Annotated in this window: 12 protein-coding genes; 8 read left to right on the forward strand and 4 right to left on the reverse strand. The window is 74.2% G+C overall.

Annotation, left to right across the window (positions count from 1 at the left end; translation table 11 throughout):
* Positions 1 to 49: 49 nt before the first annotated feature.
* From hisN to aroA, 3 genes are all read right to left on the reverse strand, one after another.
* A complete protein-coding gene (gene hisN / locus AB0H57_RS11895) occupies positions 50 to 865 on the reverse strand; it encodes a histidinol-phosphatase (RefSeq protein WP_357505339.1) in 816 nt (271 codons plus the stop codon).
* A 138-nt stretch (positions 866 to 1,003) separates the two neighbouring features.
* The gene (gene rsgA / locus AB0H57_RS11900) at positions 1,004 to 2,128 is read right to left on the reverse strand and encodes a ribosome small subunit-dependent GTPase A (RefSeq protein WP_357505341.1); all 1,125 of its coding nucleotides are present in this window, start codon (positions 2,126 to 2,128) and stop codon (positions 1,004 to 1,006) included.
* The gene (gene aroA, locus AB0H57_RS11905) at positions 2,098 to 3,399 is read right to left on the reverse strand and encodes a 3-phosphoshikimate 1-carboxyvinyltransferase (protein ID WP_357505343.1); all 1,302 of its coding nucleotides are present in this window, start codon (positions 3,397 to 3,399) and stop codon (positions 2,098 to 2,100) included. The genes rsgA and aroA overlap by 31 nt, the downstream gene beginning before the upstream one ends.
* 101 nt (positions 3,400 to 3,500) lie before the next feature.
* Here aroA and AB0H57_RS11910 point away from each other — a divergent pair, with 101 nt between their 5' ends.
* The 7 genes from AB0H57_RS11910 to AB0H57_RS11940 all read left to right on the forward strand — a co-directional run bounded on the left by AB0H57_RS11910 (position 3,501) and on the right by AB0H57_RS11940 (position 8,362).
* Positions 3,501 to 4,211, forward strand: coding sequence for an SOS response-associated peptidase (locus AB0H57_RS11910; protein WP_357505345.1), 711 nt, complete (start codon positions 3,501 to 3,503; stop codon positions 4,209 to 4,211).
* A 205-nt stretch (positions 4,212 to 4,416) separates the two neighbouring features.
* Positions 4,417 to 4,809, forward strand: a complete 393-nt coding sequence (locus AB0H57_RS11915) for a WhiB family transcriptional regulator (RefSeq protein ID WP_357505347.1) — start codon at positions 4,417 to 4,419, stop codon at positions 4,807 to 4,809.
* Positions 4,810 to 5,073: 264 nt separating this feature from the next.
* A complete protein-coding gene (locus AB0H57_RS11920; protein ID WP_357505349.1) occupies positions 5,074 to 5,721 on the forward strand; it encodes an alpha/beta family hydrolase in 648 nt (215 codons plus the stop codon).
* Positions 5,722 to 6,060: 339 nt separating this feature from the next.
* Complete coding sequence (locus tag AB0H57_RS11925; protein ID WP_357505351.1) at positions 6,061 to 6,879, forward strand: sigma-70 family RNA polymerase sigma factor; 819 nt, start codon at positions 6,061 to 6,063, stop codon at positions 6,877 to 6,879.
* A 1-nt stretch (position 6,880) separates the two neighbouring features.
* Positions 6,881 to 7,168, forward strand: coding sequence for a mycothiol system anti-sigma-R factor (rsrA, locus tag AB0H57_RS11930; RefSeq protein WP_357505353.1), 288 nt, complete (start codon positions 6,881 to 6,883; stop codon positions 7,166 to 7,168).
* Positions 7,169 to 7,613: 445 nt separating this feature from the next.
* Positions 7,614 to 7,829 (forward strand): biotin/lipoyl-binding carrier protein, encoded by a 216-nt coding sequence (locus AB0H57_RS11935; protein WP_357505356.1) that lies wholly within the window; start codon positions 7,614 to 7,616, stop codon positions 7,827 to 7,829.
* A complete protein-coding gene (locus AB0H57_RS11940) occupies positions 7,826 to 8,362 on the forward strand; it encodes a GNAT family N-acetyltransferase (RefSeq protein WP_357505358.1) in 537 nt (178 codons plus the stop codon). Before AB0H57_RS11935 ends, AB0H57_RS11940 begins: the two co-directional genes overlap by 4 nt.
* Here the strand turns inward: AB0H57_RS11940 and AB0H57_RS11945 are convergent.
* On the reverse strand, positions 8,338 to 9,000 hold the full coding sequence (locus AB0H57_RS11945) for a helix-turn-helix domain-containing protein (RefSeq protein WP_357505360.1): 663 nt from the start codon (positions 8,998 to 9,000) through the stop codon (positions 8,338 to 8,340). The two genes, AB0H57_RS11940 and AB0H57_RS11945, sit on opposite strands and share 25 nt — an antisense overlap.
* A 111-nt stretch (positions 9,001 to 9,111) precedes the next feature.
* Between AB0H57_RS11945 and AB0H57_RS11950 the strand changes: the two genes are divergently transcribed.
* Entirely contained in the window at positions 9,112 to 10,698 is a 1,587-nt protein-coding gene (locus AB0H57_RS11950; RefSeq protein ID WP_357505362.1) for an MDR family MFS transporter, read from the forward strand.
* Positions 10,699 to 10,797 lie beyond the last annotated feature (99 nt).

Consider the following 10,797-nt stretch of genomic DNA (forward strand, 5'->3'; position numbering starts at 1 on the left):
AGCACCACCCGGAGGACACCACCTGGCGAGGATAGAGGGTGTCCGCGGCTCACCGCGCGGTCGGCCGACCGAGCCGGCCCAGGATGTCGGCGTGCAACGCCCCGTTGCTGGCCACCGCGCTGTGCTCGCCGGCGGCGTCCCCAGCAGGGGCGGGGCGGCCGGCCAGGTCGGTGATCGTGCCGCCGGCCTCGGTGACGATCGGCACCAGCGCCGCCACGTCCCACAGCGACAGCTCCGGCTCCACCATCACGTCCAGTGCCCCCTCGGCCAGCAGCATGTAGCCGTAGAAGTCGCCGTACGCCCGGCTGCGCCAGGCGTCCCGCATGATCCCGAGCATCCCGTCCAGCCGTCCGGCCGCCGCCCACCCGGTCAGCGACGAGTAGCAGAAGCTGGCGTCGGCCAGCTCCCGGACCGCGGAGACCCGGATCGGCTCGCCGCGCTCCCGGTCCGGCCCGGCGTACGCCCCGGCGCCCCGGGCCGCCCACCAGCGGCGGCCCAGGGCCGGCGCGGAGACCAGCCCGAGGACCGGGCGGTCGGCCTCCAGCAGGGCGATCAGGGTGGCCCAGATCGGCACCCCCCGGACGAAGTTCTTCGTGCCGTCGATCGGGTCGACGATCCAGCGCCGCCCGTTCGGCCCGGCCGGCTGCTCGCCGTACTCCTCGCCGAGCAGCCCGTCGTCGGGCCGGTGCTCGGCGAGCAGGGCGCGGATCTGCCGCTCGACCGCGGTGTCCGCGTCGGAGACCGGGGTGAGGTCCGGCTTCGACTCGACCCGCAGGTCGAGCGCCCGGAACCGGGCCGCGGAGACGGTGTCGGCGGCGTCGGCGAGCCGGTGGCTGAGGGCGAGGTCGGCGGCGTACCCGGTCATGCCGGAAACGGTAGCGACGCCCCCGGCCGGGCCCGGGAGCCGGGTGCCCGCCGCCCGCCGGCCGGGACTCCCGGCGGGCGGCCCCGGCCGCGGGTCGGCTCTCGCCGCGGAGGGCGGCCGGTCGCGGGCCGGCGTCGGTCAGGAGCCGGCCAGGGGGTCGCCGGGGTTGCGCTCCGGCTCGCGCGGGTCGGTGTCGCCGGACCGGGAGGCCAGCAGCCGGCGGTACGAGGCCAGCCGGCGTGGGTCGGCCTTGCCGGCGGCCACCCAGGCGTCCAGCCCGCAGTCCGGCTCCTCGGCGGTGTGCGGGCAGTTGGCCGGGCAGTCCACCGTCCCCTCGACCAGGTCGGGGAAGCCGTGCAGCAGGCTGTCGGCGGAGACGTGCGCCAGCCCGAAGCTGCGCACCCCCGGGGTGTCGACGATCCAGCCCGGGTCCGCGTCCGCCCCGGGCGCCGGCGGCAGCCGCAGCGCCACCGCGCTGGTCGAGGTGTGCCGGCCGCGGCCGATCGCGCTGACCGTGCCGACCGCCCGTTCGGCGTCCGGCACCAGGCGGTTGACCAGGGTCGACTTCCCCACCCCGGAGTGCCCCACCAGGACCGAGATCCGACCGGCGAGCAGCGCCCGCAGCGCGTCCAGGTCGGAATCCGGCCGGATCAGCACGTACGGCAGCTCCAGCTCGGTGTAGTAGTCGAGCACCGCCTCCGGGCCGGCCAGGTCGGCCTTGGTCAGGCAGAGCAGCGGCTCGATGCCGGCGTCGTACGCGGCCACCAGGCAGCGGTCGACGAACCCGGTGCGCGGCGGCGGGTCGGCCAGCGCGCTGACGATCACCAGCTGGTCGGCGTTGGCCACCACCACCCGCTCCAGCCGCCCCTCGGCGGTCGTCTCGTCGTCGTCGGCGGTACGCCGCAGCACCGAGCGGCGCTCGGCGATCCGGACGATCCGGGCCAGCGCCCCGGCCGCGCCGGAGGTGTCGCCGACCAGGGCCACCCGGTCGCCCACCACCACCGACTTGCGGCCCAGCTCCCGGGCCCGCATCGCGGTGACGGTCGGCGCGTCCGCTCCGGCGAGCACGCAGGTGTAGCGGCCCCGGTCCACGGCGATCACGAAGCCGTCCACCGCGTTCTCGTGCCGCGGGCGGGTGCGGGTGCGCGGCCGGGAGGACTTCCCCGGCCGGACCCGTACGTCGTCCTCGTCGTACTCCCGCCGTTTGGTCGCCAGGGGGGCACCTCCGCACGTCAGCTCTTGCCGGTCACCACCCCTGACCATAGTGCCGGGAACTCCGGCATGGTCTTGGAGGTGCAGGCCACGTCGTCCAGCTCGACGCCCGGCACGGCCAGCCCGGCCACCGCCGCGGCGTGCGCCATCCGGTGGTCGGCGTACGTCCGGAAGGTGCCGCCGCGCAGCGGGCGGGGCCGGATCTCCAGCCCGTCGGCGGACTCGGTGACGTCCGCGCCGAGGGCGCCGAACTCGCGGGCCAGCGCGGCGATCCGGTCGGTCTCGTGCCCCCGGATGTGTCCGACGCCGGTCAGCCGGGACGGCGAGTCGGCGAGCATGGCCAGCGCGGTCAGCACCGGGGTCAGCTCGCTGACGTCGGAGAGGTCGGCGTCGAGGCCGTGCACCGTGCCGGTGCCGCGCACGGTCAGCCCGTCGGTGCCGAGCCGCACCTCGCCGCCCATCCGGTGCAGCAGCGAGCGGAGCTGCTCGACCGGCTGCATGCTGCTGCGTGGCCAGCCCTGGAGGGTGACCTCGCCGCCGGTGACCAGGGCGGCGGCGAAGAACGGCACCGCGCCGGACAGGTCCGGCTCGATCTCCCAGCCGCGCCCGCTGAGCGGGCCCGGCTCGACGGTCCACACGTCGGGGGTGCCGTCGTCGACGGCGGCGCCCGCGGCACGCAGCATCTGCACGGTCATCCGCAGGTGCGGCGCGGAGGGCACCGGCGGGCCCTGGTGCCGGACCACCACGCCGCGGTCGAACCGGGCGGCGGCGAGCAGCAGGCCGGAGACGAGCTGGCTGGAGGCCGAGGCGTCGATCACCACCTCGCCGCCGGTGACCCGGCCGGCGCCCTGCACGGCGAGCGGCAGGCTGCCCGGCCCGGCGGAGTCGATCCGTACGCCGAGCGAGCGCAGGGCGCCGACCAGCGGGCCGAGCGGACGGGCCCGGACGGCCGGGTCGCCGTCGAAGGTGATCCGCCCCTCGGCCAGGCCGGCGACCGGCGGCAGGAAGCGCATCACGGTGCCGGCCAGCCCGACGTCCACGTGGGCCGGGCCGACCAGCCGGTGCGGCCGGACCAGCCACCGCTCGTCGTCTGCGGTCGACATGTGCGGGCCCAGCGCGCGCAGCCCGCCGGCCATCAGCTCGGTGTCCCGTGCGCGCAGCGGCCCGGCCAGCGTCGACGGGCCGCTGGCCAGGGCGCTGAGCACCAGGGCGCGGGCGGTCATCGACTTCGAGCCGGGCAGGCGCAGGGTCGCCGCGACGGGGTCGGAGGCGGTCGGGGCGGTCCACGGCTGGGGCGGTCGCGTCGCGGTCAGATGTCCCACGGTCACATTCTGCCGTGCCGAGGGCCCGGTGGACCTCGGCGGAGGCCGGGCTCCCGGCTGGCGGGACAGCCGGAACGGCCGGGGCCGGATAGCGTGTGCCCATGTGCGGGAGGTACGCGACGACCCGGAGCGCGGGCGACCTGAGCGGGCTCTTCGAGGCGTACGACGAGACCGGCGGGCGGCTCGGCCCCGACCACAACGTCGCGCCCACCGACCCGGTGCCGCTGGTCCGGCTCGACGCCGAGGGGCGCCGGGCGCTCAGCGCCGGCCGGTGGGGGCTGGTGCCGCACTGGGCCGCCAGCACCACCGGTGCCGCCCGCATGATCAACGCGCGGGCGGAGACCGTGGCGACCAGCCGGGCGTACGCTCGCTCCTTCGCCCGCCGGCGCTGCCTGGTCCCGGCCGACGGCTGGTACGAGTGGGTGCGCTCGCCCGCCGGCCGGCAGGCGTACTTCATGACCCCGCGGGACGCCTCGGTGCTGGCCTTCGCCGGGATCTGGTCGCCCCGGCGGCTGCCCGACGGCGGTGAGCTGCTCACCTTCAGCGTGCTCACCACGGCGGCGGTGGGGGAGTTGGCCGAGGTGCACGACCGGATGCCGCTGCTGCTGCCGCCCGAGCGGCGGGCGGCCTGGCTGGCCCCGACGGAGGACCCGGCGGCCCTGCTCGACCCGCCGCCGCCCGGCTGGCTCGCCGGGCTGGAGATCCGGCCGGTGGGGCCGGCGGTCGGCGACGTCCGCAACGACGGGCCGGGGCTGATCGAGCGGGTGCCGCTCCCTGGGGACCGGACGCCGGAGGAAATGACGCTCTTCTGAGACCGTCCGCGCATTGTCGCGTGCTGATTTGGTGGAGTTGGGACGAATCGTCTCCCGGTTTTTGCGCCAGATTTCCGTCAAACCCTTGTCTCTGTGTCCGCCGGTGCGATAGAACACAGCGCCGGCGATGGGTGGCAATTCGCACGGGGCGGATGACCCTTATCGATCATTCTGATCTTGCCGGTCCCACGGGGGAGGTGGGTGGATGACACGGGCGCGTATGCCCCGACCGCACGAGGTGGCCGCCGCGCGACGGGACCCGCGACTGTTGCGGGCGTTGCGTGATCGGCGCCAGGACGACTCGTGGCGGACCAGAGGGACCTGTCAGAGTGTGGATCCGGAGACGTTCTTTCCGGCGCCCAACGAGCCGGCCGACGCGGCCGTGGCGCTCTGCCGCAGTTGTGACGTGCAGGGCTCCTGCCTGGCCTGGGCGCTGGAGGTGGGGGACTGCCACGGGGTCTGGGGCGGCACCACACCGCGCGAGCGGCGGGCGATGCTGGTCGCCTGGCGCAGCGAGGTGCAGCCGGATCCGGACGCGGCCGACGACGCCGGCCCGCCGGTCCGGGACCGCCTGCTCACCCTGGTGCCACTGAGCTGACCGCGCCGCCGCGTGCCGGATTCCCCGGTGCCGGCGGGTGATTCGGGCCGCAAGATCGACCCCAGGATGCGGCATGTTGGGCCTTTCGATGGCGCTGAAGGGCCCGTGCGCGGCATGTCGGACCTTTCGCTGGTGGAGTGGGCCGGCGTGCGGCATGTCGGGCCTTTCTGAGGCTGCGGGTGGGCGCCGGTGTTTCGCCGGTCGCGCCCGCCCGGGCGGGTGTTCGGCGTCGATCTTGAAGGGTCGGCTGCGCACAATGGGCGGGTGCGTCACCACGACGAGATCGACACGCCCCGCGGGCCCGCCCGGGTCGACATCGACGCGCCCGGTCGCCCCGAGGCGCCGCCGTCCCGCTCCGGCGGCGGGCCGGCCGGTGCCCTGCTCGTGCTCGGTCATGGGGCCGGCGGCGCGGTGGACGCGCCGGACCTGCTCGCGGTACGGGACGCGGCGGTCGACGCCGGGGTGACGGTGGTCCGGGTGACGCAGCCGTACCGGGTGGCCGGGCGGCGGGCCCCTGCCCCCGCCGGGCACCTCGACGAGGCCTGGCTGGCCGTGCTCGCCGAACTGCGCGCCCGGCATCCGGGGCTGCCACTGGTCGTGGGCGGCCGGTCCAGCGGCGCCCGGGTGGCCTGCCGGACCGCCGCCGCGGCGGGCGCGGTCGGGATCGTGGCGCTGGCCTTCCCGCTGCACCCGCCGGGCCGCCCCGAGCGCTCCCGCGCCGACGAGCTGCGTACCGGGCTGCCCACCCTCGTGGTCAACGGCGACCGGGACCCGTTCGGCGTGCCCGCGGCGGGTGGTCCGGTGCGCGTGGTGCTGCGCCCCGGGGAGACCCACGACCTGCGCAGGGACCCGGCCGGCACGGCCGCCGTGGTGCGGGACTGGCTGCACGCCCAGGGCTGGACGACCCGCTGACCTCACCCGGCCCTCCGCGGCTCTCATGATCATGCTCGAACCGGGAAACAGGGGCCTCGTCGCCGTCCTGAGGCCACTGCTCCCAGGAAACAGTGTGATCTTGCCCGGGGCGGAACCGAGGCCGGGTGGGCGTGACCGGGTGCGGCGGCGGGTCGTTGCATCGGATGGCGCCGGACGCCCCGCCGGGGCGGGCCGGAGCCAGTCCTCCCAGGCCCTTCCTGGTCCCGACGCCGGTCGCCACCGGCGCCGGGGCCGGGAACGGGGATGGTCGGCGGAATGCCCGGACCACGATCGGGCGTTGCACCCCCCGGACGACACATCTTGCGAGGGGGGTGACCGGTGCCGACCGAGACACGGAGCCGGGAGCGGGACGAACGGGGAGCACGGCAGCTCAGGCAGCTGCTGGGTGGACCGGAGTGGCCCGCCGCCGTGGACGGCCCGGGCGTGGTGAGCGCCGGCACACCCGGCGGAAGTGAATCTGCGGGCAGGTCCGTGCGCGTATCCTCGGCGGGAAAGCATCCGACGCGAGGGGATGTGCGGTTGACCACCGAGAAGACGGACGAGCGCAGGGCCCGCTTCGAGCGGGACGCGATGCCCTTCGTCGACCAGCTCTACGCCGCCGGGCTGCGGATGACGCGGAACCCGGCGGACGCCGAGGACCTGGTCCAGGAGACGTACCTGAAGGCGTACGCGGCGTTCCACCAGTTCGAAGAGGGCACCAACCTCAAGGCCTGGCTGTACCGCATCCTGACCAACACCTACATCAACTCGTACCGGAAGCGGCAGCGCCAGCCGATCCAGGCGCCCACCGAGGAGATCACCGACTGGCAGCTCGCCGAGGCCGAGTCGCACACCTCCAGTGGGCTGCGTTCGGCGGAGACCGAGGCGCTGGACCGGCTGCCGGACAGCGACATCAAGGAGGCCCTCCAGCAGTTGCCGGAGGAGTTCCGCCTGGCGGTCTACCTGACCGACGTCGAGGGCTTCTCGTACAAGGAGGTCGCCGACATCATGCGCACGCCGATCGGCACCGTGATGTCGCGGCTGCACCGCGGCCGCCGCAATCTGCGCAAGCTGCTGGAGCGCTACGCCGCTGAGCGCGGGTTCAGCGCCGCGCAGTCCGCGAAGGGCTCGACCGCCGCCGCCGGCCGGGAGGTGTGACGTGAGCTGTGGAGAGCCGCACGAGACGGACTGCCGTGAGGTGCTCGCCGAGGTCTACCTCTACCTGGACCTGGAGTGCGCCCAGGAGCGCCGGGCGCTGATCCGGCACCACCTCGACGAGTGCGGGCCGTGCCTGCGCGAGTACGGCATCGAGCAGGAGGTGAAGGCGCTGGTCGCCCGCTGCTGCGGCAACGAGACCGCGCCGGAGGAGCTGCGCCAGCGGCTCAAGGTGCGCCTCACCGAGCTGGTGGTCTTCGAGTCCACCGAGTCGCGCGAGCTGACGGACTGACCGTCGGCCGAGTGCCGACGACGACGGCTCGGGTCCGCTGGACCCGGGCCGTCGTCGTGTCCCGGCCGTCCGGCCGGGCGAGCGGTCGGCGGGATGGACCCGCCGGCCTGCTCAGGAGTTGGGGCGCTTGCCGTGGTTCGCGCCGCTCTTCTTGCGGGCCTTCTTCTTGCGGGCCTTCTTCGCCATTGCCGACCTCCTCGTGCTGGACATCCCCGGCCGCGGTGCGCGCGGCGGCGGTCTCGTACCGGAATCTCCGTCGGGCGTGCCCGCCGGTCTCCGACCGTCTGATGCTAGTGCGACCTGCGACTGGGCGTCGGGCCGGGCCGCGACCCGGGCCGGGCTCCAGCGCGTCGCACGCTGGCGGTAGGCGCCGGCACCCGGCCGGGGTGTGCCCGCGCATGATTGGATACCGACGCAGCAACCGGTGGAGAGGGAGGGCCGTGAGATGGCCGAGGAGATCCGCGCCGAGATGGTGGCGAACGTCTGGAAGGTCGTCGCGTCGGCCGGGGACACCGTGTCCGAGGGGGACACCCTGGTGATCCTCGAGTCGATGAAGATGGAGATCCCGGTCGTGGCCGAGTCCGACGGCGTGCTCAGGCAGCTCGCCGTCAACGAGGGCGACGTGGTCCAGGACGGCGACCTGATCGCGGTGATCGATTGAGCGGCCTCACCGTCCGTCCGGCCGACCCCGCCGACTTCCCGGCGGTGGCCCGGCTGACCGTCGCCGCGTACGAGGCGGACGGTCAGCTCAAGGACGAGAACAGCTACGCGGGGGTGCTGGCCGACGTGGCCGCCCGGGCGACCGCCGGCGAGGTGCTGGTCGCGGTGGACGACGCCACCGGGGCGGTGCTCGGCTCGGTGCTGTTCGTGTTGCCGGGCACCCCGTACGCCGAGCTCTCCGGGCCCGGTGAGGCGGAGTTCCGGATGCTGGCGGTCGACCCGGCGGCCCAGGGCCGGGGCGCCGGCGTGGCACTGGCCCGCGCCTGCCTGGACCGCGCCGCCGAGCTGGGCGCCACGGCGGTGATGATCTGCGTACGCGATGGCATGGCCGCCCGCGCGCACCGCCTCTACGAACGGCTGGGTTTCGTCCGGATCCCAGAGAAGGACTGGGAGCCGGTGCCGGGGATCCGGCTGCTGGGGCTGCGCCGCGAGCTCGGCTCCGGGCGGCCTCAGGCCGCGTCCGGCCCCGCCTGACGGTCGGCGTCGGGTCGCTCGCCGGGCGTGGCGGGCGGCCCGCCCGCGGCCGACCGGTCCGCCGGCTCCGCCGGTTCGGAGGCGATCTTCGCGAGCAGCTCGTCGGCGACCTCCAACGCGACCGCCCGGCGTTCGGCGTCGGTGATGTGCGGCGCGCGTACGGCGAACCAACTGCTGTGCACGGCGAACAGGGTCAGCGTGGCGCGCAGCTGGGCGGCCGGCGACTCGTCGCCCCGGCACAGCTCGCTGGCCAGGCGCATCATCCGGTCGCGCATCTGCATGCCGCCGGTCAGCTTCTTCAGCACCGTCTGGTTCTGCTCGAAGAACCGCATCACCGAGGGCAGCTCGCCGGCGAACATGGCGTCGGCGTAGCGGGCGAGCAGCTCCCGCCGGGTGGTCAGGGTGGCCGGCCGGCCCTGCGCCCACTCGATCAGCTCGTCCATCCGGTGCAGCCGGTCCTCGACGAAGCTGTTGACGATCTCGTCCTTGCTCTTGAAGTGGTAGTACAGGGCCGCCTTGGTGACGTTCAGCCGTTCGGCGATCTCCCGCAGCGAGGTGTTCTCGTACCCCTGCTCGGTGAAGAGCTCCAGCGCGACGGCCTGAATGCGCCCCCGCGTGCCGCCTGTGCTCTCCCTCACTCACACCACCCAATCCGCTTGACGGTCCCTGCCGACAAACTTACCGTGCGGCTAGTAAGGTAACTAGCCGGGCGGCAAGTAAGTTGGTCACACTTCGGGGGGAGCTTACCCATGACTCAGCCAGGCCAGGCGACGGCGAGACCCAACGTCCGGGTCGTGCTGTTCGGTCTGATGATCGCGATGATGCTCGCGATGCTCGACAACATGATCGTCAGCACCGCGCTGCCACGCATCGTCTTCGAGTTCGGCGGTGCGGACCACTTCACCTGGGTGGTCACCGCGTACGTGCTCGGCACCACCGTCTCGACCCCGATCTGGGGCAAGCTCGGTGACCTCTACGGCCGCAAGGCCGTCTTCCTGACCTCCGTGGTCGTCTTCCTGGTCGGCTCGGCGCTCTGCGGCATGTCCGGCTCGGGCCTGCTCGGCGGCGTGGACCAGGGCATGATCGAGCTGATCGCCTTCCGGGCCGTGCAGGGCCTCGGCGCGGGCGGCCTGATGGTCGGCGTGATGGCGATCATCGGTGACCTGGTGCCGCCCCGCGAGCGGGGCCGCTACCAGGGCATGATCGCCGGCATCATGGCCATCGCCATGGTCGCCGGCCCGCTGGTCGGCGGCTTCATCACCGACCACCTCTCCTGGCGCTGGGCGTTCTACGTCAACCTGCCGCTCGGCGGTCTCGCGCTGCTGGTGCTGGCCACCACCATGCACCTGCCGAAGTACCGCACCGAGCACCGGATCGACTGGCTGGGCGCCGGGCTGCTCTCCGTCGGCATCACCGCGATCGTGCTGGTCACCACCTGGGGCGGGAACCAGTACGCCTGGCTCTCCCTGCCGATCCTCGGCCTGGCCGCCCTCGCGCTGCTCGCCCTGGTGGCCTTCGCCCTGGTCGAACGGCGGGCCGTCGAGCCGATCCTGCCGCTGGGGCTGTTCGCCAACCGGAACTTCGCGCTGATCTCGGTGATCGGCTTCCTGCTCGGCTTCGCGATGTTCGGCGCGATGAACTTCCTGCCGCTGTACCAGCAGACCGTGCAGGGCGCCTCGGCGACCAACAGCGGCCTGCTGCTGCTCCCGCTGATGTTCGGCATGCTGGTGGTGTCGCTGGTGGTCGGCCGGACGATCACGAAGACCGGCCGGTACCGGGCGTTCCCCATCGTCGGCGGCGTGGTGATGGCGCTCGGCATGGGACTGCTGTCCCTGCTCGACGTCGACACCAGCAAGACCCAGTCCTCGCTCTACATGGTCGTGCTGGGCGTCGGCATGGGCTTCCTCATGCAGACCTCGATGCTGATCGCGCAGAACAGCGTCGAGCAGCGGGACCTCGGCGCGGCCAGCGGCGCGGCCACCTTCTTCCGCTCCATCGGCGGCTCGTTCGGCATCTCGCTGTTCGGCGCGATCTTCGCCAACCGGCTGGCCGGGTCGGCGGCCGGGGACGCGTTCAGCGGCGGTGGCGGTGAGGGCGGCCGGATGGACCTGGAGCAGCTCAAGGCCCTGCCGCCGCAGGTACGCGAACTGGTCCTCGGTGGCCTCTCCAACGCCATCTCGCACGTCTTCCTCTGGGCGGTGCTCTTCACCGTCGCGGTGCCGGTGCTCGCCTGGTTCATCAAGGAGGTGCCGCTGCGCACGGCCAACGAGGCGCCCCCGCCGGACGCCAGCGGCGAGGAGCAGGCCGAGGCCGCCCTCGGCAAGGCCCCGGTCTGACCGACGCCGCGCGGCCCCCGGGGGAGCGAGGGGCCGCGGGGGCGGGGGGGCGCGGGGGCGGCGGGCGCGCCCACCCGGGGGGGGGGCGGGGGGGAGGAA

The sequence above is a fragment of the Micromonospora sp. NPDC050686 genome (assembly GCF_040654475.1).
Lineage (GTDB): Bacteria > Actinomycetota > Actinomycetes > Mycobacteriales > Micromonosporaceae > Micromonospora.

Coding starts and splice junctions, on each gene's coding strand:
- AB0H57_RS11935 (WP_357505356.1), top strand. CDS start 7,614: ATGGCCGAGGAGATCCGCGCCGAGATGGTGGCGAACGTCTGGAAGGTC.
- AB0H57_RS11910 (WP_357505345.1), top strand. CDS start 3,501: ATGTGCGGGAGGTACGCGACGACCCGGAGCGCGGGCGACCTGAGCGGG.
- AB0H57_RS11950 (WP_357505362.1), top strand. CDS start 9,112: ATGACTCAGCCAGGCCAGGCGACGGCGAGACCCAACGTCCGGGTCGTG.
- rsgA (WP_357505341.1), bottom strand. CDS start 2,128: ATGGTCAGGGGTGGTGACCGGCAAGAGCTGACGTGCGGAGGTGCCCCC.
- AB0H57_RS11915 (WP_357505347.1), top strand. CDS start 4,417: ATGACACGGGCGCGTATGCCCCGACCGCACGAGGTGGCCGCCGCGCGA.
- hisN (WP_357505339.1), bottom strand. CDS start 865: ATGACCGGGTACGCCGCCGACCTCGCCCTCAGCCACCGGCTCGCCGAC.